Here is a 23,550-nt window from a genome sequence, read left to right on the forward strand (position 1 = left end):
GCATGCAACGTTTCTACTTCCCAAATCTATCGTTGTCGTTCCCGCCACGAAGTGGCCCCCTCGGGGCGGAAGCGGGAATCCAGAAATAAAAAATCAGCGGTCGCCATAAAATAAGAATTGAGAAAATTGAAATTTTACCTAACCCCTAACCCCTAACCCCTAACCCCTAAAACCTAACCCCTAAAACCTGAACCCTAAAATTAAAATCGCTCCGTCCATTCTCTCCGCCGACTTCGGTAAATTAAACGAGGAAATCGCTTCGATTGAGCCATTTTGTGAATGGCTACATATCGATGTGATGGACGGCCACTTCGTGCCCAATCTGACTTTCGGTGCACCCGTCGTGCGTTGTTTGCAGACGAAACTTTTCCGCGATTGCCACCTCATGGTCAGCCAGCCGGAAATTTTGCTAGAAGATTTCGCTAAAGCAGGAGCAGACGCGATTACGATTCACGCGGAAATCGAAGGAGATGTCGCCGCACTTTTACGCAAAATCAAAAGTCTCGGCTGCCGCGCCGGAATCTCAATCAAGCCAAATACACCAATCGCGGCGATTGCGGAATTTCTGCCGCTCGTTGATTTGCTGCTCGTGATGTCAGTCGAGCCGGGCTTCGGCGGACAAGCCTTTATGGAAAATAGTTTGGAGAAAGTTCGCACGTTACGCGCCGGAAATCCCGAGCTCGATATCTCAATCGACGGCGGAATCAATGCTGAGACTGCGAAAAAAGCCATCGCCGCTGGCGCGAATGTCTTGGTCGCAGGCAACTACATTTTCAAATCTGACAACCGCGAGAAGGCGATTGCGAGCCTGCGCAGCTAAAACGACTAACGCCAAGGTTCAGTTCTGATAATTCTTGATTTGCCATCTTCGGCAACAAGTATCACATTTCTAATTTGGTTTCTTTTACTACCTGCAAAGAACCTAACTGCTTTTTGAAACTCCGAACTGTGGTTACTAATGGCCGCTATCACTGAATCGCCGATGCGACGAGTCGCAAAATCAATTTGGGCTCTTGTGGCGTATATGGTCTCACCATTTTTTAATCCTATTGCTAACGAAAGAATTTTTTCTGAATCCTCTTGTCTCCCCGGCTGATTCGGCTTTTCCGCCTTGCCTAATGTGATTTCCAAGTCTGAGATGTTAAGCATTTTAAGTTCCGCCGAAAATCCGCCTGCGTAAGCTGGCGGATGAAGAGAATCCAGCATCTTCGGCGTGTTAGGATTTATGCATGAAGCTCAAGCGCCAATCAAATTGCATCTACCGTTGCGAATACCATTTAGTCTTGGTAACTAAGTACCGTAGAAAAATCTTCAACAACGGAATTCATGCCTACATGGCAGATAGACTGAAAGGGTTGAGCAAAAGTTATCCGGAGCTTGAAATCTTAAAAATCAATCATGATGAAGATCACATTCATATACTCATTTCTATACCACCGAAAATGAGTGTTGGCAGTGTGGTAAGAATCATCAAATCCAATACAGCCAAACAGCTGAAGGAAAAGTTTGAGTTTCTAAAAGAAGTCTACTGGGGTACAGCGAGTATCTGGAGTGGTGGATATTTTGTTTCCACAGTTGGACTCGACGAGGCAGTCATTAGGCGTTACATCGAGATGCAGGGCAGAGAAGATGCTGGACAAGCGAAGCTTGAATTGTGAAGTATACCGCCTGCGTAAGCTGGCGGTATTTCATCTAGATTAAAAGATAAGGATTGATTTTATCTCTTCGGAAATTTTTTTCAAATCAACTTTCTTTTTCTAATTTCGCGTGACGCAATTTCCAGCCGACCGCGAGCATGACGAGGAAGAGCAGCGCGAGCGCGATTAATTTGCCGAAAGCGTTGTCGATGAAAAGCGCAATCGCGCCGAAAGCTGCCGATGCCGCGTAAATCGCGAGCACGGTTTGCTTCTGGGAAAATCCCGCGGCGAGCAGACGATGATGCAGATGACCATAATCACCGTGGAATGGGGAGTGCCCCGCGAGCAAGCGACGCAGTACGACCCAAATCGCGTCGAGCAGTGGGAAGCCGAGCACGAGCGCAGCAGTCGCGATTTTGCCGCCGGAGAAAACGGCGAGTGCAGCGAGCACGAAGCCGAGCAGCATCGAGCCGGAATCACCGAGCAGAATTTTAGGCGGCGGAAAATTAAAAATCGTGAAGGCGAGCGCCCCGCCCGCGAGAATCGCGGCGAGCGCGACGACTGCCGACTGATCGAAGTAATGGTAACCCGTCCGCGCCGCGAGGAAGAAGATGACGAGTGCAGCCAGTCCGGCGATGCCAGAAGAAAGTCCCGCGACGCCGTCGAGCCAATTGAGCGAATTGGTGAGCAACACGACCCACGCGACCGTGAAAAGATCAGCGAATAAAGTGAGATGATATTCCCCGCCCCAAAATTGACCGACATTCCAATCAAGTGCCGCGAGATCAATCGCCCCGCCGAAAGGATTGGTGAGGTGCGAAATCCCGAGTCCGGAAATAACGAGCATCCCCGCCGCGATGATCTGGATAGCGAGCCGCGCGAGCGGCGGCAAGCGAAATGCGTCGTCGAGAAAAGCTGTCGCTGTCAGCAAAGTCGCGCCCGCGAGCAAGCCGAGCACTTCTTTCGACAGCGGCACGAAAATAAGCACCGCCGCCACAAAACTGACGAAAATCGTCAGTCCGCCGAAATAAGGAATCGGCGCGCGTTTCAAGCCGTATCTTTTCGGATCATCGAGCAAGCCCCATCGGGGGAAAAAACGCAGCGCGAAAAGTGTGAAGAAAATGGTGAGAACGAAAGCAAAAATGAGAGGAAGAAAATTCACACGAAAATTTTAGCGAATTTTACGCGTCGCGAATTCGATTAATTTTTCAGTCGGCAAATTCCGCACGAAAACTTTTTCGGGACGCAGCAGATGCTTCGCCTCCTCACGCGCCAGAATCGCCAGAAAGTGATTTTCGAAAAAAGCGGCGACCAACTCATCACTCGTGCGCGACGGAATTTTTTGACCATTTTGAATTTTGTCCGCTTCGAGCCGCGTGAGGCTAATCTGCGGCAGCGTCACACCCGCCTCAATTGGCAGAATTTTTTCCGCACGAATCGAACGCAGTGGCAACGCGCGATTGAGTGTGAAATCGCCGATACGCGTGCGCGTCAATTTCGAAAGGTGCGCGCCGGCTTCGAGACGCGCGCCGAGATCGCGCGCGATCGAGCGAATGTAAGTCCCCTTGCCACAGCGCACAGAAATTTCCGCTTTGGGGTATTCGAAATTGCGGATTTGAATTTCGTAAATTGTGACTTCGCGCGATTTCAGCTTCACCTCTGCACCGCTCCGCGCGAGACGGTGCGCCGACTGACCGGCGATTTTGATGGCAGAAAATTGCGGCGGAATCTGGTGAACCGTGCCGATGAATTCTGGTAAAACTTTTTCCAAATCTTCGCGGGAAAATTTCTTAGCATCGGGAAAATTCGTCAGCTCACCTTCGGCATCGTCCGTCGTCGAAGTCACGCCGAAAGTAATCTCCGCCTCGTACTCTTTTTCGGTGTTTTGCACATATTCCAAGAGCCGCGTCGCTGCGCCGATGCCGAGGATGAGGACTCCCGTCGCCATCGGATCGAGCGTCCCCGCGTGTCCGATTTTTTGAATTTTGAGACGCCGCCGCGCGAACGCAACCGCATCGTGCGAGGTGATTCCCTTCGGTTTGTTGATTGCGATGAAGCCGTCCATTAGGAGGATTTTAACTGAATCTAGTCGAAATGCGGACAAGAAATTATTTAGTGGATAGTGTTAGTGAGTAGTGTTAGTTTATTTTTTTGAAACTCGCAAATTTTCAATTTTTACAATTTTTAAAAATTTAGATTTTGGATTTATTTACAAAATTAGAAATTACAAAATTCAAAAATTCTTTCCGCTTTCAACTTTGCCATGAAAAACCTAAAATTCGTTTCGTGCTTTCCCAAAATCTGAATTCGGTCGCACTCGTCGGTGGACAAAATTCCAGCGCGCGCAAAAGCTATTTCGTGAAGCTCGTGAAATTTTTGGAATGCCAGAAAAAGACCATCCTTCTCGAGAAGCCAATCGCCAAAATTTTGGGCGGGAAAGCGGCGACGACTCTGCAAATCAAAAACGCCGATTTGATTTTGGTCTTTGGTGGCGACGGTGCGCTGCTCGGTGCTGCGCGCGAGTTCTTCGGCGCGAGCGGCAAATTCGCCGGGATTCGGCTCGATGGCACGCTCGGCTTTTTGACGGAATTCGCGCCGGAAAATTTGGAAAAATTGTTGGCTGAATTTTTTGCCGGGGACTTCGAGACCAGCGTGCGCATCCTGCTCACGGCGAAAATTTCGCGCGGCAAGCAAGTCGTGAAAACACTGCACGCCCTGAATGAAATGGTTTTGAATCAAAACTGCGTCGCGAAATTAATCGCGCTCGATTTCGATTTCGACGGCAAGCGCATAGCGACTTTCCACGCCGACGGCGCGATCGTCGCGACACCGACCGGCTCGACCGCTTATTCGCTCTCTGCCGGTGGTCCGATTCTCGACCCGAATTTGGCGGCGGTGATTTTGACGCCGATCAATCCGCACCTCCTCGCCGCGCGCCCGCTCGTCCTGCCTGCCAGCGGCAAAATCCGCAGTCGAATTACCGAAAAAAATCTGGTGCTCACAGCGGACGGACAACAAAGCTCTGCATTAAAAATCGGCGACGAGATTCTTTTCGAAAAAGCCGACTGGCAGCTCGAGGTCATCCATCCCAAGAAACGAAATCATTTTGAAATTCTCCGGCGCAAGCTGAATTGGAGCGAGCGCAAGGTCTAGCTGTTCTAAGTGTTCGATCGTTCGCTGCGGCGGACTTGTTATAGCTGTTCTAAGTGTTCGATCGTCCGCTGCGGCGAACTTGTTATAGCTGTTCTAAGTGTTCGATCGTCCGCTGCGGCGAACTTGTTCTAATTGTTCTAATGAATTTGTTTATCTGCTCGTGGTTTTTAACAAATAGAACAACTAGAACATCTCGAACAACTCGAACAACTATAACACTTCCAACACTCCTCAGACGCTTTTTCTGACCCACTTGAGATAAAGTCCGGTCAGGAATTCTTTCGTCGCGTCGACGAGATTCGAAAGCAGATCACGCAGGCTGCGAATTTTGGCGATTTTTTCCGCGAGATAATGCGGCGGATATTTTTTGAGACCGACATAAGCGAGCAAAACTTTTTGCTCTTCGCGACGAATTTCCTTACGAATCGCCGCCGCCACTTCACGCTGCATTTGCTTCTGTGGCACGGTCTTCTGGACATACGCGAATAAATTTTGTGCTTCTTCGTCAGTCACCGTAGAGCCGGTCGCGCCAGTGTGATCTTTTTTGTCACCTTTGTGCTCAGAAAAACTCTCGCCACCTTCCGCCGATTCAGCGGACTCGATTGTCTTCATGGCTTCAGCCGAAACCCCCGAAGCCATCGAATCAACTGCCGCCTCAGCTGCGATTTGACCGACATCGACTTTTTCCGGGTTCGCGGAAAGCGCCTTTTCATGGGATTTTTCGAAATTTTCTTTTCCACTCACGGCGGCCATTTTATCATAATTATCGTGTAATTTTAACATTTTTTAGCTTAAAATTCAATGATTTGCTTCCAAGCATAATTACGAGTAAAATCCGCCGGTTTTCCAAGCAAATTGGAGACCAATCGAGGGAGCACGAAGATTTTGGCTTCGCGCGTTCGCACCTCATAATTTCATTCAAATGAATCCCAAGAAAAATCCCGCGGCGGCGGATGAGAAAAACGCAGCGACTCCGGAACTTTCCGAAGCTGAGCTTTTGAAAGTGAAAAAGGCGGAAGCCAAAGAAAAAAAGGCCGCCGAAAAAGAGGAGAAAAAGGCCGCGAAAGAGGAACGCAAACACGCGCCGCAAAAAACAGCCAAGGAACGCAAGACGCAAAAACGCAATCCGCTCAAAGTGCATTCGAAAAAATGGCGTGCAGCAGCAGCGAAAATTGAAAAAGAAAAACTTTATCCAATCGCCGAAGCAGTGAAATTAGCCAAGGAAGCTTCGACGACGAAGTTCGACGGTAGTTTGGAAATCCATGTGCGCCTCGGAATCAACCCGAAAAAATCCGACCAAAGCGTCCGCGCGAGCGTCTCGCTGCCACACGGCACAGGCAAGAAATTGCGCGTCGTCGCCTTCGTCACAGAAGGCAAAGCGGCTGCCGCGAAGAAAGCGGGTGCAGTCGAAGCCGGTGAAGAAAGTTTGATTGAGAAAATCGGCAAAGGCTGGCTCGAATTCGATGTCGCCGTCGCCACACCGGAAATGATGAAGAAGCTCGGCAAAATCGCCAAGACGCTCGGTCAAAAAGGTTTGATGCCAAATCCGAAAGCCGGAACTGTGACAGAAGATTTCGAAACGGCGATTGCTGAAATTCAAAAAGGCAAAGTCGAATTCCGTGGTGATTCCTTCGGAATTTTGCACAACACCGTCGGCAAAGTTTCTTTCGATGATGCGAAATTGATTGAAAATATCAAAGCGTATGTGAAAGCTGTCCTCGATGTGAAGCCGAAAGCGGTGAAGGCGAATTATGTGCGTGGCATCGCGCTCGCGAGCACGATGGGTCCCGGCGTACGCGTCGATGCGAACCAACTTTTGAAAAGTCTATGAAAGTAAAAATCTTTCGCGTCGACAAGACTCTGCCACTGCCAATTTATGAGACTGCCGGCGCAGTCGGTTTCGATTTGCTCGCGCGTGAGACGACGGAAATCGCACCGGAAGAAATCAAGCTGATCCCGGCGAATGTGATCGTCGCGACTCCCCCGGGCTTCGCGCTGCTCGTCACTTCGCGCTCTTCGACCCCGCGCAAAAAAGGTCTCACGCAACCGCACGGCTTGGGAATTATTGACCAGGATTTTTGCGGTGAAAAAGATGAGCTACAAATTCAGGTACACAATTTCTCGAAGGTGAAAGTCGTCGTCGAGCGCGGTGAAAAAATCGCGCAGGGACTTTTCGTGAAATGCGAGCGCGCCGAATTTGAGGAAATCACCAAAGTCGAGAACAAGACGCGCGGCGGCTTCGGCTCAACAGATCAAACTCAATGGGTGAATGATTAAATGATTAAATGATTAAATGAGTAAATCATTGGATCATTGGATTATTGAATCATTTGCACATTGGATTATTTCCGCGCCAGGACCAAACCCCAGACCTCTTGCGCCCCGTTTTGTTTAAGAATTTTGGCAGCCTCGACCAAAGTCGTCCCCGTCGAGGCGACATCATCGACCAAGAGAATGGTTTTGCCTTGCGGCGAAAAATCCGGAGCAAGCTCGAATGCAGCGGCGAGATTGCGAATGCGCTCGGCGCGCGAAAGCTTCGCCTGCTGTGCTGTGTTTTTGGTACGCGTGAGTCCGTGAGCGAAGGGCAAATTTAATTTACTGGAAACGAAGCGCGCCAATAATTCCGCTTGATTGAAGCCGCGCCAGCGCAGTCTTTTTTTGTGCAGCGGAATGGGAACGACGATGCGTTCAGCTTGGTAATTTTTCGAGCTGATCGAACGCGCCAGAATCGCCGCCAAGTTCGCAGCGAGCGGCTCAGAAAATTTGTATTTCAAAGTTTGGATTGCGTGCGCGAGTTCAGGATTTTTTTGGTAACTCGCTGCCACGCGCAAACCGTCGAGCGGCGAAGAGCAACGCACGCAAACGCGCCCGCCGAGATTCGCCTGCCAGCAGACCGGACAAAATTGCTGCGCATTGAGCTGAATCTTGTGCGCGCAATTTTCACAAAGCCACTCCCCTTCGCTGCCACAGCCGACGCAGTGAATCGGAAAAATTATTTCGAGGAGGAAATTTTTCGCGCGACTAAGCACGACTAGATTTTAGCCGAAAAAACCAAGCAAAAAATGTTAAAGTATTTTCGCGATATGAATCCACTCGATTTTCTGCGACAGTACCGAATCTTCGGTTACGCCATCTTCGACTTCACAGTCGCGTTTTTGGGAATTTATTTACTCTCGCCTCTACTCTCAAAAATCTTTCGCAAAATCCGCCTCAAAATTCCCAAAGTAAATTGGCTATTCCTGACTCTACCAATCGGCATCGCGACACACTTGCTCGTCGGGAGAATCACACCGCTGACGAAAAACTTTCTCGATCTGCATGACCATTATTTTTTGAAAGTTGTTATCATCGGACTTTTCGCCTGGGGCATGAAAGGCATCAAAATTCTGCCGAAAAAGAAAAAGTAGTAGTTGAGCTAGTAGAATTTATAAAATAAAATTTGACCGAGAAGTCCGCGACGCGACTCATCATGGGAAATAATTTCTCTTTATGCACACGCTCAGCTCGGTCTGCAAGGCGCTAAAAAAACAACGACGGAAGAAAATCGTTCTGCATGGTGGCAGTTTTGATTTGATTCATATCGGCCACATCCGACTGCTAGCGAAAGCCAAAGCGGCTGGCGATATTTTGGTCGTCGGGCTAAATAGCGACGATCTCATCCGGAGAATAAAAAGTCCGCGCAGACCAATCATTCCAGAGAAACAACGCGCGGAAGTTTTGCTCGGACTCAAATCGGTCGATTATGTTTTTATCTCAGACAGGAAGGTGCACAACGACAAACATCTCACCAAACTGAAACCTGACATTCTAGTTTTTAGTAAAGAGAAAAAGAAACTCGCGCGTCACAAAAAGGCAGCACTCGACATCGCGAAAAAATTTCCCGCGATCAAAACAATTTTCTTATCCGCTGGCACGGCGGATAAAATCAGCACCTCGACAATCGAAGCCGGCATTGTTGAAAAATTCATGGCTGAGGTTGAAGGCGCAAGACAAAAGGAAATTCGCACACGCAAAAAAACCAGATAAAATGGTGGGTTACAAGAGCAAAAGTCGAACCATTCGACTTTCATTCCTGTAAATGGTGGGTCCGAGAGGAGTCGAACCTCTGACCTTTCGCACGTCAAGCGAACGCTCTAACCAACTGAGCTACGAACCCGTGATGTCAAACCTTGTTTTATTTATTCAGAACTTCTGATTCTGCCGATATCGATCGCGATACTCGTCTGGCGACCTAAACTGGTGGTGGAGATTTTAATTTAAAAATTCTAGATTTTAAATTCTTTTGGTAGGGCCAAGGGGAATCGAACCCCTGTTACCAGGATGAGAACCTGGCGTCCTAGCCACTAGACGATGGCCCCAGACAGTTTGTAGTTTTTAGTCAGTGGCTCGTAGAATTTTTCTAAAGCAGCCTGCCGACCATCAAATCTCAAAGAGCCGCGAGATTTTAGCTAAAACATTTTTTTCTAACAACTTCTTCTTACTCCTTAATCCTTACTAACTTAATCCTTAATTCTTAATTCTTAATTCTTATTCCTTACTAACTTATTCCTTAATCCTTAAAGACATTGCCCGCGAATTTTGCAGTCGCGCCCAAATTTTCCTCAATCCGCAAAAGCTGATTGTATTTCGCGACACGATCCGAGCGCGAAAGCGAGCCAGTCTTGATTTGTCCGGCGGCAACTCCGACCGCGAAATCCGCAATCGTCGTGTCCTCCGTCTCGCCGCTGCGATGCGAAATCACCGCGGTGTAGCCGGAATTTTGCGCGAGACGCACAGCCTCGATCGTCTCGCTGACTGTCCCGATTTGGTTAAGCTTAATGAGAATCGAATTCGCAATCCCCTTCTCGATTCCCATCGCGAGTCGCTCGGGATTAGTGACGAAAAGATCATCACCGACGAGCTGAATTTTGGAACTAAATTTTTTGGTCAACTCACTCCAGCCCGCCCAGTCGTCCTCATCGAGTCCGTCCTCAATCGAGACAATCGGATATTTGGCAATTAAATTTTCGTAAAAAGCGAGCATCCCCGTCGCGTCTTTTTCGGCACCCTCAATTTTGTAAACACCATTTTCGTAGAATTCTGAACTTGCCGCATCAAGCGCAATTTTGACTTTGCCGGTGTAACCAGCCGCCGCAATCGCCGCGACAATCGCGTCGAGCGCTTCCACCGAAGTCGCGAAATTGGGGGCGAAGCCACCCTCATCACCGACATTCGTCGCGTGTCCGGCTTGTTTGAGAATTTTTTTCAGCTCGTGAAAAATCTCCGCTCCGGCACGCAGCGCCTCGGAAAATTTGGTGAAGCCGAGCGGCACAATCATGAATTCCTGAATGTCGATGCCATTATCCGCGTGCTGACCGCCGTTTAAGATATTCATCATTGGCGTCGGCAGCAACCAATTTGAATTTTCTGCCAAGAAGCCAAAGTGCTGGAATAGAGGAATTTTTTTGTGGGCGGCTGCGGCACGCGCCACTGCGAGCGAGACCCCGAGAATCGCATTCGCGCCAAGCCGTGACTTATTCGCCGTACCGTCGAGCGTCAGCATCTTCGCATCCAGACCTTTTTGATCAAGCGATTCGAAGTCTTGAAGTTCTTTTGCCAAAATTTCATTCACATTTTTAACGGCTTTTTGCACACCTTTACCGCCGAAACGCGCATCATCATCGCGCAGCTCGACCGCTTCGTGTGCGCCCGTCGACGCGCCGCTCGGCACCGCCGCAATCTCGCGCTCACCGGATTTGAGCTCGACCTCGACTTCGACCGTCGGATTGCCGCGTGAGTCGAGAATTTCGCGAGCGTGGATTGTGGAGATTTGAGACATGTTGATTAAGTATTAAGTGTTAAATATTAAGTATTAAAGAGTAAGAACTGGGTTATGAGGATTAACAGGAGAGATTTGTAGTGACTCAACAACTTAATGGCCCAATGACCAATGACCTAATGACCCTCCGAACCTAAAATGACTCAACGGTTAAGTTTCAAGAATGAGAATTAAAAAACAAAAAGTAATAAAATACTCCTCGCGGATTTTAGCAAATCGCAAACTCAACCACTCAACAACTTAAAGACTCGAAGACTTATCCACTTAACAACTTAACCCTTGAATAGAGTCGTCATCAAAATCGGCACGAATCTCCTCACGCGCGCGGACGGCAGTCTGAATCTGGAATTTCTCGAAAAAATTTCAAGCGAAGTGAAGCGGCTGCATATGAACGACATCGAGACAGTCATCGTGACGAGCGGTGCGGTCGCCGCTGGTCGCGGCGAGCTGAAGCTCAATCGCGCCGATCCGGAGACACTCCACGAAAAACAAGCCCTCGCCGCCGTCGGTCAGAGCAATCTAATGCAGAAGTATTACAAATATTTTTCGCTCGAAAATAAAGTCGTCATCGCTCAGGTGCTGCTCACACCGCACGATTTCGAGAATCTGGATACATTGCAAAACACGCACAATGTTTTGAAACTTTTGCTCGCAAAAAAAGTCGTGCCCATCGTCAATGAAAATGACGTGACAGCGACGGACGAATTGAAATACATGGCGAATGACCGACTCGCGGCGCGCGTCGCGAATCTCGTCGGCGCGGATAGCTTGATCTTGCTCACTGATGTCGACGGACTTTTCGAGGAAGAACCGCACAAAAATCCGAAAGCCAAAATCGTGAAAACCGTCGACAAACGCAATTTGAAAAAATATTTCGAAATGGCGGGCGCAGCCAGTGACGGCGGACACGGCGGCATGCGGACGAAACTCGAAGCGGCGAAAATTGCGGAGTGCGAAGTCTTCATCGCGAACGGCCTCGGCAAAAATGTCCTCGCGAAAATCGTCCTGAAAGAGGAGAATCCGGGAACAGTTTTGCGCTAGCTCGCAAAGAAAAATTAATGCTGGAGTCGCGGGGAAAAACGGCGACTGGTTTTTTAGCCCTGATGCTTAGACCCACGGACTTCTTCTTCGCTGACTAAGGCGTTGTAAAAAATCGGCACCATCACGAGCGTCAGCATCGTACAAAAAGTCAGACCAAAAGCGATGGTGAGTGCCAAATCCGTCCACATCTCACTACTGAACGCGAGCGGAATCATGCCCATGACGGTCGCCGCCGTCGTGAGAAAAACCGGCTCAAGGCGTTCACGACCGGAGAGCACGATTGCTTCCAGTTTCGGCATGCCGAGCTTGATATGATGATTGAAACGATCAGTCAAAATAATCGTGTGACTCACGACCACGCCGCAAAGCGCGACGATGCCGATGAATCCAGGGAAAGAAAAATTGCGACCGAGCAAAGTGAGACTGGCAAAGACACCAATCAACGCAAGCGGAATCGTGAAAATAATAATGAACGGCTGGCGGAAAGAATTGAATTGCAAAACCAGAATTAAGGCAATCAGGAAAAGCCCGATGCCCATCGCACCAAAAAGTGAATTGTAACTTTCCGCGATGTCAGCGGTCTCACCGCCGAAGTCCGCGGTCACGCCCGCCGGCAAAATTTGGCTCATCTCGGCTGATAATTTTTGGACAACCTCGCTCGGCAAAGTTTGGCTGTCGACATTGGCATCCACGGTCACGACTGTATCGGTGTCGCGGTGGCGAATCGTGGTAATCGCCGGATTCAGAGAAACATCGGCAAGCTCGCTGACTGGCACGGTCCCACGCGCTGTCACCACCAGAAGATTTTCGAGAGTCGAAATGTCAGTCGGAGTGTTGCGGCAAACCGTGAGGTTGTCGCGCCGCTCCAGGAGCTGTGTCTGCTTATCTGCTTTGCAAGCTTCCTGGCGAAAATCGAGCGCGACGACAATCGGCGTTTCTTCGCCGGCGCGGACAATCTTGACCGAGTCGTTGCCGAAAACAGCCGTGCGCAAAAATGTCGCGAGCTGCACCGCCGTCAAACCGTAATAATTCAAACGATCTCGACGCGGACGGAAATAAAATTCACCCGTACCCGTCTCAATATCAGTCGTAATATCGTAGGTGCCAGGAATTTTTTCGAGCGCCTGCTTCACTGCGACCGAAGCCTGCTCGAGCAAATTGGAATCAGCGCCTTTCAAGCGCAACTCGACTGGCGCGCCCGACGGCGGACCGGATTCCAATTCATCGACTGTGACAGTCGCTTCGGTAATCGCGAGCGTTGCGCTGCGCAATTTCTCCGCCAGATCGTAGCTTTTGAATTGCCGCTCACCTTTCTTAAATAAATTGACTGTAATCGCCGCCTGATTCGCACCAGTCGCTCCTCCGCCACCACCAAGTCCGCCTGAGCTTCCGACCGCACCACCGCCGAGAATAGTCACGAAATTATCAACCTCGGGCAAAGCTTGAATCATTTTTTCCACCCGCTGCGCCACCGCGTCAGTCTGCGAAAGTTCGGCGCCCACGGGCAGCTTAATCGCGACATTGAAGTAATCCTGATTCACGGTCGGGAACATTTGAATTTTCATCAGCCCGATGAAAGGAAAAGAAATTGTCACACAAAAAGCGAGTACCATACCGATGACCCAGGTGTACCGCAATTTTTTGGATTCCATAATCCGACGAATGCGTACGGCGTACCACGATTCGAGCGGCTTCAAAAAATAGCGCACCAAAAGTGGTTGCCGCTCGACTCGCTCGCTCACATGGTAATTGCGGAAAATCCGCGCACACAGCCCCGCCAGCAAAAAGATCGCGACCAAAAACGAAGCAGCCAGAGTAATGTTGACCGTATTGGGAATGTGCCGGATGTACTCACCCATAATTCCAGTCATCAAAGTCATCGGGAAAAATGCCGCCATAATCGTGAGCGTACCCGCCACGATCGGCGTCTTGAATTCGCTGATCGCCAACATCGCCGCCGCATAACCGTTCATTTTTTTTATTTTCACATTGCGGTAAATCGCCTGCACAATCACGATTGAATTGTCGACCACGATACCGAGCGAGAGTACGAGCGCAAACATGACGATGCTATTGAAGGTCTCGCCCACCAGGCGCAAGCCAATGAAGGACACGAGCAAAATCAGCGGCACCGAGAAACTCACGAGCAAAGTTTCGACGGTACCAAGCGAAAGATAAAGCACGACGAAGATGATGAGAATCGTCTCAATCGCCGTCTCGCCCAAAGTGTAAATATCCTCGCGGATAAATTCGGAGTAGTCATTCGTGAGCAAGACATTGACGCTCGGCGGCAAAGAATTTTTTTTGAAATCTTCCGCACGCTGCTTCACCGTATCCACGACTTTGACGATATTCGCGCCCGTTTTCTTTTTGACCTGGAGCGTGACGGAGTTGCTGAGATCTTTTTCTGCAGCACGGTAAACGCGCGCGCTACTTTGTGTCGCGCCAAAAACTTCACGCACGGTCGCAATGTCACGCAGATAAATATTTTGCCCACCGGCTGAACCGACTGGCAGCAAAAGCAAATCATCGGCGGAATCAAATTGAGCTTTGAATGAAGCCGTGTAATAAAAACCGTCCGTGAGCACATTGCCAATCGGGAAATCAATGTGATTCGCCGCGACCGCGCCGACAATCTGCGCCAGGCTCAAACCGTAGCCTTCTAGCTTTTGGATGTCGACCAAGATCTGCATCTGCTTGTCAGCCAATCCGGAGAGAATCACCTCACTCACGCCCGAGACACCTTCGATTGAAGTTTTGAGATCGTCGGCATATTGTTTCATTTCTTCGGGCGGCAAATTCGCCAGCAAAGAAATTGTCAAAATCGAAACATCGTCGAGTCGAATTTCAGTGACGACCGAATCCAGTGCGTCCGCCGGCAAGTCCCCTTTCGCATTCAGCACTTCGTCCCGCAACTTGCGAATCGAGTCAGTCAGATCCGCCTGCGGATTGAATTCGACTGTAATCGCGCTGACGCCCTCGCTCGAAGATGAAGTGAGCTGTTTGAGCTGATCCAGATTTTTGAGTCGAATTTCCAAAGGATCCGTGACGAGCTTCTCGATATCCGTCGGCGAAGCGCCCGGATAAACCGTCGCCACGACGGCGATTGGAATTTTGATTTCCGGGCTCGACTCGAGCGGCATCTGCGAGAGCTCGAAAAGACCGCCGAAAACAGCGAGCAAAATCAAGAGCAAAGTGACGCGCCAATTCCGCACACAAAAACCCCAAAACGATTTACCGGTTTCCGCGATTGCTAGCTCTTCAGGCGTACTCAATTAGTTGGTAGTTAATAAGTCTTGTTTAATTTTCAAAAAATTTAAAATTAATTAGCGATCGTGATCGCAATCCCATCTTTCGATTCGTCGAGCACACGACCACCACCGACGATTGCCTCTTCGTCTAAATTCAGTCCGCTCACGATTTCGACAAATTCACCTTCGAGTGCGCCGAGCTCGACCGGTCGCTTGAAAGCTTTGCCATCCTGCACCACCCAGACGGAATTTCCCGAAGCGAGAATATTGAGCGCGGTGAGCGGGAGAAAAATACGCGCGTCCGTAGTATCAGACTCTCCGATCTGGAAACGCAGCTGGACAAATTCACCCGGTTTCAAATAAGGATTTGCGGTGAAAATTTCGACGGCGAATTTTTGCGTGAAGCCGTCAGCCGACGGCGCAATCGTCGCAATTTTGTCCGAGCTTTGCTTGGCGATTTTCACCTCATCGCCAATCTTGACGCGGCGCACTTCCTCCGCCGAAAGATACGCGACAATCTTGAGCTGCGAGGCATCTTCGACTGAGACCAATTTCGTCCCCGGCGCGACCTGATCGCCCTGCTCGATTCCAATCTCGGTAATTTTGCCGGAAAAAGGCGCACGAATCGCGAGCTTGTCTTGCGAAATTTCGGTCTGGCTCAGATTGCCCGCCGCCGAGCTGAGTGAAGCGCGCGCCGAAGTTTTGGAAAGTTCGGTCGAACGCTCCGCCGACTCAAGCGCCGCCTTCGCTGATTCGACCATCTGGCGCGCAGATTTTTCGGCTGCGGCAAGCTGCGTGAGAGTCGTCTGATAATTCGCCTCAGCGGAAAGTACTGTCTGCGAAGTGCCGTTGGAATTTTGTTGTGCCAAGGCAAGCCCGGCTTGCGCGGAGTCGAGCGCGGAAATCGTCGAACGCACCGCCGAAAGCTTGCCGTTGATTGCGCCAATATCAGCATTCAGAGTCGCCTGCGTGAAGCTCGTGCCGACAGTCGAATTACTCAAGACATCGAGCGTCTTCAGAATAGCGTCTTCTGTCGCCGCGAGGAGCGCACTCGCCGAGGCATAGTCGGAAACGGTGCCAGCCAATTTATCGAGCGCTAAAGTGATGGACGCTTCCGCCGCCGGCTTCGAGGCGAAGCTGAGTGAGCCGAGAAAATATTCGTAAGAATCATTCGCGCTTTTGTAAATTTGTGAAACGCCGATGATGCCATCGCACGCAGCCACGGCGGAATCCGCCGTCGGATAGACAGAACGAATCACATTGTCGAGCGCGGTTTGCGCCGCATCGACTGACAGTCCGCTCGCCAGTTTCGCGGAATTCAAAATCTGTTCAGCCTGCTGCCGCACCGCCTCGTTTTGCGCGAGCGTATTCGTGAGCGAAATTTGCGCCGTATTCAGCGCGACGCGCGCGCCCGCGACACCTTGTTCGGCGGACAGACCAGTCTGAGTCAGAGAGTTTTGAGCATTGACATAAGCCGCGCCCGCGGTCGAACGGCTGGAGCTGACACTGGCGGAAGCGAGCTGGACGAGTAATTGACCAGCCGTGACCGAGTCACCCACTTGCACGAAAACTTTTTGCACATTGGCACTCAGCTCACTCGTCAAAACAGCTGATTTCACAGCCTGAACTTCGCCGGTCGTCGCGATTTCACGCGCCAGCCCGGGCGCGACAAGCACGGTCTGCACCGACGGGACATAAACTTTCGCGGCGGAATCATCGGTCGCTGGCGTCGCCGCGCAGCCCGTCATGATGAGCGCGATGAGACCGAAGCTCACAGCGGATTTCAAGCGAAGATATTTGGGAGAGAACTGCATTTTTCAGGTTTTAACTTAAAAAATAAATTATTCGAAAAGTTTGATAATGGCTTGTTCGTTTTCATCGAGCAACTGGTTCAGTTTTTTGAAAAAATCGAACTGCGCTGCGACCTCCTTTTGCGAGAATTGATTTTCGAGCGACTTCGCCGCCTTATGAAAACGCTGCATCAACCCCTCAACCAATTTGCGCCCCGACGCTGTAATCGCGATGTAGACATTGCGACGATCCACCCCAGCTTGGTGCGCCGAACGCACGACGAAGCCCTGCTTTTCCAGTGATTTGATGCGCTGACTCACATTCGATTTCGTACCGCCCACCAACTTCAAAACTTCAGTCGGCTGCTGCTGATCCCTGAGCATGAGCAAACGCAAAATCCGAAACTGCGTGCCGGTGATTTTGCTCTCGCGGAAGACGCAGCGATTGGCGATGGCGCGCAAGCGCGTGCTCGTCATGATGATGATTTCACTGAGTGCGAATTCGGTCTGACCTGTCTTGGTTGGCATTTTGGTGGACAGCTAAAGATGAAGACCGAAGTTTATTGATAAACTTCTTTACTGTCAAGCACCAGTCGTGGAGCACATAGCACATAACATGGAGCATGGAGCATGAAACATGAAACACACAATTAACTCAAAACTCGAAGCTGGTTTAGATTTGAGCTGAGCAAAATTTCGAATTTTTTCAAGCTTCTGGAGATAATTTTCTAATTTATAATTTTGTAATTTTTAAATAAGTTTTAATTTCTAATTTTTAAAAATTTGGATTTTGGATTTATTTATAAAATTAAAAATTGTAAAAATTTAAAAATTTGCAGACTCCCGCAAGTTCAATTAACCCACCACTTTGCATCGGCACGATTTTAGAAAATCCACTGAATGACTCAAAGACTCAACAACCCTCCGAACCTATTGACCAACTGACCCTAAGCCAAATAACCCATCACCAATCACCCTCCGAACCTAATGGCTCAACCACTCAATGACCTAATGACTCAACGACTTAAAGACTTAAAGGCTTAAATCCATGTTTCTGAGCTTCGAGATTCGCGTAGAAATTTTGGTGCGCCCGGCAGGATTTGAACCTACGACCCCCAGCTCCGCAAGCTGATGCTCTATCCAGCTGAGCTACGGGCGCACAAATAAAATTTTATTTATTTTTCTAAACCCTGAACCCTATAACCTAAACCCTGAACCCTATCCCCTAATTAAGCCGACGGATTTTAGAGCAAAACTTCCGCGACTGCCAACTTTTCGCTAAACTCGCAAGGTAGCCTTTTTAAATGAACGAGCCCAAAAATATTTCCGAAGAGAAAATGCGCCGCGAACGCGCCGCCGCTTTGCGCGCTGCCGGCGTGAATCCTTTCGCTGACCGCTTCGTCAAAACGCACGATCTCACCGCTGCGCGAGCACTGAAAGACGGCACGCCCGCTGTCGCGGTCGCCGGGAGAATTTTGCAGCTGCGCCAGATGGGCAAGCTCGCCTTTTTGAAATTAGCGAGTCTATCCGGCGAATATCAGATTGTGATTCAGGATGGTCAAACGGCGGACTTCGCGCTGTGGGCGAAAAATCTCGACCTCGGCGACATCGTCGGCGCGAGCGGTACGACCTTCACGACGAAGCACGGCGAACCGAGCCTGCTCGTCGCGGAGCTGACAATGTTGACGAAAAGCCTTTCCCCACTGCCTGAGAAATTTCACGGACTCGCTGACATTGAAAAAAAATACCGCGAGCGCCACCTCGACCTCGCGACGAATCGCGAGACGCGCGAGCGCTTTTTGTTTCGTTCGCAGCTGATCAAATCCCTGCGCAGCTTTTTTGAAAATGAAGGCTTCGTCGAAGTCGAGACACCTGTGCTGCAGTCCAAGCCGAGCGGCGCCGTCGCCAAACCTTTTCGCACGCACCACGAAGCGCTGGATTTCGACTGCGTTTTGAGAATCGCGCCCGAGACTTATTTGAAGCGCTGCCTGATTGGCGGCTTCGAGCGCGTTTTCGAATTCGCCCGCTGCTTCCGCAACGAAGGCATCGACCCGACACACCTCCAGGATTTCACGATGCTCGAGCTCTACGCCGGTTATGAGAATTATGAATTTTTGTTGAATCTAGCGGAAAAAATGTTCACCGCGATTGTGAAAATTTTGGGCAAAGAGGAGATTGAATTTGGCGGACAAAAAATTTCACTCAAGGGACCCTTCCCGAGAATCGACCTCGTCGAGGCGATTTCGCGAGAAGCCGGACTCGATCTCGCGACCGCGAGCGACGATGACATTCGCGCGAAAATCAAAGAGCTCAAAATCGAAGTGGCGAATTTGCCGAAACTCGGTCGCGGCAATCTGATCGACGCGCTGTACAAAAAAGTCCTGCGCGAGAAAATCGTGAATCCGACTTTCATCGTCGGTCACCCCGTCGAGCTCTCCCCGCTCTCCCGCCGCAACGACGCGAATCCGCAAAAAGTCGACCGCTTCCAGCTCGTGATCAATGGCTGGGAGGTGATTAACGCCTTCTCAGAATTGACCGACGCCGACGATCAAGCCGAGCGCTTCGCCAAACAACAAAAAGCACGCGACGGCGGTGATCCTGAGGCGATGGAAAATGACGAAGAATTTGTCCGCGCACTGGCGCACGGTATGCCACCCGCGGCCGGTTGGGGCATCGGCATCGATCGCCTCACCGCGCTCCTGACAAATTCGGACAATCTGAAAGATGTAGTGCTATTTCCGCTACTGAAGCCGGAGAAATAAAGGAATTTTGTTTAAAAAAAGTTTTGAGTTTATGTTGTTTTTGGTGAAAAATAGAAATTGGCAAAAAGTAAGATAGTGGACTTGTTTAGACAAAATCCGGCACAACGGAAATCAACGCACAATTTAAAAATTCAAAATGAATAAAAAAAATGGGCAATCAAAGACTCTTTTCGGACAAAATTTAGAAGCTTTCCTTGATTACCTGGAAAGTCTAAAAGAAGTTTTGCCTGCCGTAATGTCAATAATTAGGATAAATCATCAGATAAGCGATAAGCGTTTAGACGACTTTATAGAAAAATATGGAAAGAACATCAAGGTCGCAAAAAAAATTAAAACTTTCTCAATAGCTCCCGAAGACAACCAAAAATTCAAATCATTAAAGAAGCCAAAAGAATTATCAGAAATGGCCTTTAAGGTTATACCTAGAAGCTTATTTAATTCCTTAATAACTCAGTTTGATGTTTTTATTCGCCAAGCAGTAAGACTTATTTTACTCGAGCAGACGGGCATATTAAATTCCTCCGAAAAACAGATTTGTTTTAAAGAGTTATGCGATTTCAATAGCATCGATGAGGCAAAAAATTTTCTTATAGAGAAAGAGATAGACGGAATATTACGCGAAAGTCATGAAGAACACTTTGTTTGGCTCGAAAAAAAACTCGGCATGGTCTTGCGCAAAGACTTAGATATTTGGCCAATATTTGTTGAGCTGACAGAAAGGAGAAACTTATTTACTCATTGTGATGGAGTTGTAAATCCCCAATATATTCGAATATGCGCAAAACATAAATTCGTCTTTACATCTAAACCTAAAATCGGCGATACATTAAGTATTGGGCCGGAATATTTTTACAGCTCATACGATTGCTTAAGGGAAATAGCTGTAAAACTTACCCATGTTGTATGGCGAAAATTATTACCTTCGGAAAATGATATCGCCGACGACAGCCTCAACGAATTGATCTACAACTTAATAAGAAAGGGTGAATATAAAATTGCTGACAGGCTTTTGATATTTGCAACTGAAATCCTAAAACAGCATCCGAGTGAAACAACTTTAAATTGTTTGATAATGAATAAAGCCCTGTCGAAATTACTCGGAGGGGATAAAGATGGGGCTCGCAGAATCGTCGAAAACAAAGACTGGAGCGCTTGCAGCGACGACTTTAAGTTAGGAAAGGAAATCATACTTGGAAACAATAAAAATGTTTTTGAGCTTATGGAAAAAATTGGCCAAAAAGGAGACCTAGTAACAAAAATTGCATACAGAGATTGGCCTCTTTTTTCCCAAATTAAAAAAAGTAAAAAATTCCAAGAGATATTTAAGAATATCTTCAAAGAAGAATACATGGATAAAAAAGAAATCAAAAAAAAGTATCATTTAAAATTAGAGGTAGTTTAAAAAAATAGCAAAATTATCGCCTGAAAATTCATTTGGTTTTGGCGTAGGGAACGCAGATCTGCGTTCCCTACAACGCGCCATCATCGCTTTCCCTACAAACACCATCATCGCGTTCCCTACAAATACCGCAACGCGACCGCAGGTAGGGAACAAAAAATTTTGTTCCCTACAGACCGAGCCTACCAACCGCCGCCCACAATCCGTTTTCTCGCAAAACGATCGGTGAATTTTTCGATTAAAATAAAACCATGCGCGCCTCGTCTCACCCCGACCGCGACCGCAAATTGCCGCGACTGAAAGATTTCGATTACGCGACCGACGGCGCATATTTTGTGACGATCTGCACACACAATCGCGCAAATATTTTTGGCGAGATTCAAAATGACAAAATGGTTTTGAATGAATCAGGTCGGGTCGCCGAGAAATGTTGGCGCGAGATCCCCGACCATTTTCCGAATGCGAAATTGGATGAATTCGTGGTGATGCCAAATCATGTGCATGGGGTGATTTGGATTGAAAATTCGGAAAAAATTACAAAACGCGTAGGGAACGCAGATCTGCGTTCCCTACAAATACCGTGTTCTCCACAAACACAATCACAAAAAATTGATCGAACCAAAATGGCGATTCCAAAAATAATTCACGGATTCAAATCATCGGTCACCCGAATCATCCGCCAACGAAATTCCCAAATTTATTCCGTCTGGCAGAAATCATTTCACGACCATGTCATTCGCGAGGACGACGAATTAAATAACATTCGAGATTACATCTGGCAGAACCCGAGAGATTGGGAAAAGGACGAGGAACGATTGAGAAAATAATTTCATTTTTCAGGGTGTTAAAATCCTGAAGATGGATCGCCTTTCTCTTCTCGGCCGCCGATGGATCTTCCCGCGCGAGTCAGCGAGCGGCGATTTCTTGACGCAGCTAAAGAAAGTACGCGGCATCGATGCTAGTGAAATTCACTCCGGCGCGAAAATGCGCGACCTCACGCGAGCCGCGGCGCGCATCAATCTAGCGATTGAAAAAGGCGAGCGCATTTTGATTGTCGGCGATTACGACGCAGACGGTGTGACAGCGTCGGTGATTCTTTTCAAGGCAATCACGCAGCTCGGCGGCGCGGTCAGCGTGCGCCTGCCCCACCGCATGCGCGACGGTTATGGTTTGAATGCGCAATTTATCGAGGAAGCGAAAACTCTCGGCGTGAAGCTCATCGTGACGGTGGACAATGGTATCTCGGCGGTCGCGGAAGTCGCGCTCGCCAATCAGCTCGGCATCGAGGTGATCATCACCGACCACCACACGCCGCCGCAGGTTTTGCCGCCGGCTTTAGCCATCGTCAATCCGAAGCAAAAAAATTGTACTTATCCAGACAAAAATCTGAGCGGCGCGGCAGTCGCGCTGAAGCTCGCGGAAAATCTAGGCGAGCTGCCGACTGAGCTCAGGAATGAAATGCTCGCACTCGCGGCAATCGGCACACTCGCCGATGTCTGCCCGCTCACGGGTGAAAATCGCGCGCTCGTCGCCGCCGGCCTCGCGGCGCTGCCGAAAATTCGGAATGTGGGTTTGCAGAAAATTTTGGCGAATGCCGGAGTCAAAGGCAAAGTCTCGGCGGATGACATCGGCTTCCGCGTCGCACCGCGGCTGAATGCCGCCGGTCGCCTCGCCGACCCACTGGTCGCGTTTCAGGCTTTGGCGCATGGCGCGGGAGAAAAATTCGCCGACGAACTCGAACGACTGAATCGCGAACGACAGGGTTTCACGGCGAAAATTTTGGCTGAGGTCGAGGAGCAGCTGGGGAAATGCGGCGCCGAAAAAATTCTCGTCGCGAGCGGTGATTTCCACCCCGGCATCATCGGACTCGCCGCCGCGAATCTCGCCGAGAAATATTTTCGCCCGGCGATCGTGATGAGCACGCAAACGGACAATCTCGTCGGCAGCTGTCGCTCCCCCCTCGCGGACTTCGACATCACCGCAGCACTCACCGCCTGCAGCGACCTGCTCGCGAAATTCGGCGGTCACCGCGGCGCAGCGGGCTTCACGCTAGTAGGAAAAAATCAGGCGGAATTCGAAAAACAAATTGCGGCTTTTGCGGAAAAAAATATCGCGACCGTCGCGCTCACGCCGACGCTCGACCTCGATCTGGAAGTCGCGGAAAATATTTTGACGGAAAAATTTTTAAATGAACTGGAAACGCTCGCACCCTTCGGCATGGGCAATGCCGAACCCAATCTGCTCTGGCGCGCTGCTCCGCTCGCGGATATTCGCGCCATCGGCGACGAAGGCAAACATCTGAAAATGCAAGTCGGTGGACAAAAAATCACCGCCATCGCTTTTCGCTTCGGTGAATTCGCAGCCGCGCTGGAAAAACAAAAAACCGCCGACCTGGTTTTCAACTTCGGCGAAAATGTGTGGAATGGCAATCGCGAGCTCCAGCTCCGCATCGTCGACGCACGCTGAAAAACAACAATCGAGAATTTGTAAAAGTCTCAAACTGCTTAATTGAAGCGCATTACTTTACTGAAAAAATAATTTCTTATTTCCTCGGTAAAAAAATGAATGGGGAGAAGGAACTGAATCCTCCTCCCCAAACCGTTTAAATTGTTTGTAAAAAGTCTACCGCGTGGCGCCTCCGCTAATGACAGCGGCTCGCCACCGGAAAACAACTTAGTCAAAACGAAGCTCTGCCCGCA

21 protein-coding genes and 3 tRNA genes are annotated in these 23,550 nt (G+C 49.4%); 12 read left to right on the forward strand and 12 right to left on the reverse strand.

Translation table 11 applies throughout. The features are described from left to right. Positions 1–205 precede the first annotated feature (205 nt). Positions 206–820: a ribulose-phosphate 3-epimerase gene (gene rpe, locus WCV72_01895; protein MFA6458125.1), complete on the forward strand. Its 615-nt coding sequence runs from the start codon at positions 206–208 to the stop codon at positions 818–820. A 5-nt stretch (positions 821–825) separates the two neighbouring features. On the opposite strand, the gene WCV72_01900 is transcribed toward rpe, so the two are convergent. Continuing rightward, positions 826–1,206, reverse strand: a complete 381-nt coding sequence (locus WCV72_01900; protein MFA6458126.1) for a hypothetical protein — start codon at positions 1,204–1,206, stop codon at positions 826–828. Between the two features lie 23 nt (positions 1,207–1,229). On the opposite strand from WCV72_01900, the gene tnpA reads away from it, so the two are divergent. After that, complete coding sequence (gene tnpA, locus WCV72_01905) at positions 1,230–1,658, forward strand: IS200/IS605 family transposase (GenBank protein MFA6458127.1); 429 nt, start codon at positions 1,230–1,232, stop codon at positions 1,656–1,658. Between the two features lie 85 nt (positions 1,659–1,743). Here tnpA and WCV72_01910 read toward each other — a convergent pair whose 3' ends face one another. Both WCV72_01910 and truB read right to left on the reverse strand, forming a co-directional pair. Next, positions 1,744–2,799 (reverse strand): MraY family glycosyltransferase, encoded by a 1,056-nt coding sequence (locus WCV72_01910; GenBank protein ID MFA6458128.1) that lies wholly within the window; start codon positions 2,797–2,799, stop codon positions 1,744–1,746. A 9-nt stretch (positions 2,800–2,808) separates the two neighbouring features. Next, complete coding sequence (truB, locus tag WCV72_01915; protein ID MFA6458129.1) at positions 2,809–3,702, reverse strand: tRNA pseudouridine(55) synthase TruB; 894 nt, start codon at positions 3,700–3,702, stop codon at positions 2,809–2,811. 221 nt (positions 3,703–3,923) lie between these two features. On the opposite strand from truB, the gene WCV72_01920 reads away from it, so the two are divergent. Continuing rightward, positions 3,924–4,790 carry an NAD(+)/NADH kinase gene (locus WCV72_01920; protein MFA6458130.1) on the forward strand — a complete coding sequence of 289 codons (867 nt, stop codon included), beginning with the start codon at positions 3,924–3,926 and terminating at the stop codon, positions 4,788–4,790. A 231-nt stretch (positions 4,791–5,021) separates the two neighbouring features. On the opposite strand, the gene WCV72_01925 is transcribed toward WCV72_01920, so the two are convergent. Beyond that, positions 5,022–5,534, reverse strand: a complete 513-nt coding sequence (locus WCV72_01925; protein ID MFA6458131.1) for a hypothetical protein — start codon at positions 5,532–5,534, stop codon at positions 5,022–5,024. A gap of 391 nt (positions 5,535–5,925) precedes the next feature. On the opposite strand from WCV72_01925, the gene rplA reads away from it, so the two are divergent. Together rplA and WCV72_01935 are read left to right on the forward strand one after the other, a co-directional pair. Then, positions 5,926–6,621: a 50S ribosomal protein L1 gene (rplA, locus tag WCV72_01930; GenBank protein MFA6458132.1), complete on the forward strand. Its 696-nt coding sequence runs from the start codon at positions 5,926–5,928 to the stop codon at positions 6,619–6,621. After that, complete coding sequence (locus WCV72_01935) at positions 6,618–7,067, forward strand: dUTP diphosphatase (protein ID MFA6458133.1); 450 nt, start codon at positions 6,618–6,620, stop codon at positions 7,065–7,067. The genes rplA and WCV72_01935 overlap by 4 nt, the downstream gene beginning before the upstream one ends. Positions 7,068–7,132: 65 nt before the next feature. On the opposite strand, the gene WCV72_01940 is transcribed toward WCV72_01935, so the two are convergent. Continuing rightward, positions 7,133–7,819 carry a ComF family protein gene (locus WCV72_01940; protein ID MFA6458134.1) on the reverse strand — a complete coding sequence of 229 codons (687 nt, stop codon included), beginning with the start codon at positions 7,817–7,819 and terminating at the stop codon, positions 7,133–7,135. Positions 7,820–7,852: 33 nt separating this feature from the next. On the opposite strand from WCV72_01940, the gene WCV72_01945 reads away from it, so the two are divergent. Further along, positions 7,853–8,197 (forward strand): hypothetical protein, encoded by a 345-nt coding sequence (locus WCV72_01945; protein ID MFA6458135.1) that lies wholly within the window; start codon positions 7,853–7,855, stop codon positions 8,195–8,197. A gap of 82 nt (positions 8,198–8,279) precedes the next feature. Next, the gene (locus WCV72_01950) at positions 8,280–8,816 is read left to right on the forward strand and encodes an adenylyltransferase/cytidyltransferase family protein (protein ID MFA6458136.1); all 537 of its coding nucleotides are present in this window, start codon (positions 8,280–8,282) and stop codon (positions 8,814–8,816) included. 53 nt (positions 8,817–8,869) lie between these two features. Here the strand turns inward: WCV72_01950 and WCV72_01955 are convergent. The 3 genes from WCV72_01955 to eno all read right to left on the reverse strand — a co-directional run bounded on the left by WCV72_01955 (position 8,870) and on the right by eno (position 10,608). Continuing rightward, positions 8,870–8,946 (reverse strand) — tRNA-Val (locus tag WCV72_01955). 127 nt (positions 8,947–9,073) lie between these two features. Continuing rightward, a tRNA-Glu gene (locus WCV72_01960) sits at positions 9,074–9,148 on the reverse strand. Positions 9,149–9,339: 191 nt separating this feature from the next. After that, complete coding sequence (eno, locus tag WCV72_01965; protein MFA6458137.1) at positions 9,340–10,608, reverse strand: phosphopyruvate hydratase; 1,269 nt, start codon at positions 10,606–10,608, stop codon at positions 9,340–9,342. 279 nt (positions 10,609–10,887) lie between these two features. Here eno and proB point away from each other — a divergent pair, with 279 nt between their 5' ends. Beyond that, positions 10,888–11,649 carry a glutamate 5-kinase gene (gene proB, locus WCV72_01970; protein MFA6458138.1) on the forward strand — a complete coding sequence of 254 codons (762 nt, stop codon included), beginning with the start codon at positions 10,888–10,890 and terminating at the stop codon, positions 11,647–11,649. A gap of 53 nt (positions 11,650–11,702) precedes the next feature. On the opposite strand, the gene WCV72_01975 is transcribed toward proB, so the two are convergent. The 4 genes from WCV72_01975 to WCV72_01990 form a co-directional block, all read right to left on the reverse strand. After that, positions 11,703–14,924: an efflux RND transporter permease subunit gene (locus tag WCV72_01975; protein MFA6458139.1), complete on the reverse strand. Its 3,222-nt coding sequence runs from the start codon at positions 14,922–14,924 to the stop codon at positions 11,703–11,705. 47 nt (positions 14,925–14,971) lie between these two features. Beyond that, the gene (locus WCV72_01980) at positions 14,972–16,714 is read right to left on the reverse strand and encodes an efflux RND transporter periplasmic adaptor subunit (protein MFA6458140.1); all 1,743 of its coding nucleotides are present in this window, start codon (positions 16,712–16,714) and stop codon (positions 14,972–14,974) included. Between the two features lie 27 nt (positions 16,715–16,741). Then, a complete protein-coding gene (locus WCV72_01985; GenBank protein MFA6458141.1) occupies positions 16,742–17,218 on the reverse strand; it encodes a MarR family transcriptional regulator in 477 nt (158 codons plus the stop codon). Between the two features lie 554 nt (positions 17,219–17,772). Then, positions 17,773–17,849, reverse strand: a tRNA-Arg gene (locus tag WCV72_01990). A gap of 145 nt (positions 17,850–17,994) precedes the next feature. Between WCV72_01990 and lysS the strand changes: the two genes are divergently transcribed. From lysS to recJ, 4 genes are all read left to right on the forward strand, one after another. Beyond that, complete coding sequence (gene lysS / locus WCV72_01995; GenBank protein MFA6458142.1) at positions 17,995–19,452, forward strand: lysine--tRNA ligase; 1,458 nt, start codon at positions 17,995–17,997, stop codon at positions 19,450–19,452. Positions 19,453–19,588: 136 nt separating this feature from the next. Continuing rightward, on the forward strand, positions 19,589–20,854 hold the full coding sequence (locus WCV72_02000; protein ID MFA6458143.1) for a hypothetical protein: 1,266 nt from the start codon (positions 19,589–19,591) through the stop codon (positions 20,852–20,854). Positions 20,855–21,102: 248 nt separating this feature from the next. Then, the gene (locus WCV72_02005) at positions 21,103–21,678 is read left to right on the forward strand and encodes a transposase (protein MFA6458144.1); all 576 of its coding nucleotides are present in this window, start codon (positions 21,103–21,105) and stop codon (positions 21,676–21,678) included. A 31-nt stretch (positions 21,679–21,709) separates the two neighbouring features. Further along, the gene (recJ, locus tag WCV72_02010; protein MFA6458145.1) at positions 21,710–23,317 is read left to right on the forward strand and encodes a single-stranded-DNA-specific exonuclease RecJ; all 1,608 of its coding nucleotides are present in this window, start codon (positions 21,710–21,712) and stop codon (positions 23,315–23,317) included. The last annotated feature ends 233 nt before the right edge of the window (positions 23,318–23,550 follow it).

It is taken from the genome of Patescibacteria group bacterium, from assembly GCA_041665585.1.
In the GTDB taxonomy this organism is placed as follows: Bacteria; Patescibacteriota; Gracilibacteria; order JAHISY01; family JAHISY01; genus JAHISY01.

What these genes read in the sequence shown, in the direction of transcription:
- recJ (MFA6458145.1), top strand. Translation starts at nt 21,710, where the DNA reads ATGGATCGCCTTTCTCTTCTCGGCCGCCGATGGATCTTCCCGCGCGAG.
- WCV72_02005 (MFA6458144.1), top strand. Translation starts at nt 21,103, where the DNA reads ATGCGCGCCTCGTCTCACCCCGACCGCGACCGCAAATTGCCGCGACTG.
- WCV72_02000 (MFA6458143.1), top strand. Translation starts at nt 19,589, where the DNA reads ATGAATAAAAAAAATGGGCAATCAAAGACTCTTTTCGGACAAAATTTA.
- tnpA (MFA6458127.1), top strand. Translation starts at nt 1,230, where the DNA reads ATGAAGCTCAAGCGCCAATCAAATTGCATCTACCGTTGCGAATACCAT.
- WCV72_01980 (MFA6458140.1), bottom strand. Translation starts at nt 16,714, where the DNA reads ATGCAGTTCTCTCCCAAATATCTTCGCTTGAAATCCGCTGTGAGCTTC.
- truB (MFA6458129.1), bottom strand. Translation starts at nt 3,702, where the DNA reads ATGGACGGCTTCATCGCAATCAACAAACCGAAGGGAATCACCTCGCAC.
- WCV72_01900 (MFA6458126.1), bottom strand. Translation starts at nt 1,206, where the DNA reads ATGCTGGATTCTCTTCATCCGCCAGCTTACGCAGGCGGATTTTCGGCG.
- WCV72_01950 (MFA6458136.1), top strand. Translation starts at nt 8,280, where the DNA reads ATGCACACGCTCAGCTCGGTCTGCAAGGCGCTAAAAAAACAACGACGG.
- WCV72_01945 (MFA6458135.1), top strand. Translation starts at nt 7,853, where the DNA reads ATGTTAAAGTATTTTCGCGATATGAATCCACTCGATTTTCTGCGACAG.
- WCV72_01985 (MFA6458141.1), bottom strand. Translation starts at nt 17,218, where the DNA reads ATGCCAACCAAGACAGGTCAGACCGAATTCGCACTCAGTGAAATCATC.
- lysS (MFA6458142.1), top strand. Translation starts at nt 17,995, where the DNA reads ATGAACGAGCCCAAAAATATTTCCGAAGAGAAAATGCGCCGCGAACGC.
- eno (MFA6458137.1), bottom strand. Translation starts at nt 10,608, where the DNA reads ATGTCTCAAATCTCCACAATCCACGCTCGCGAAATTCTCGACTCACGC.
- WCV72_01935 (MFA6458133.1), top strand. Translation starts at nt 6,618, where the DNA reads ATGAAAGTAAAAATCTTTCGCGTCGACAAGACTCTGCCACTGCCAATT.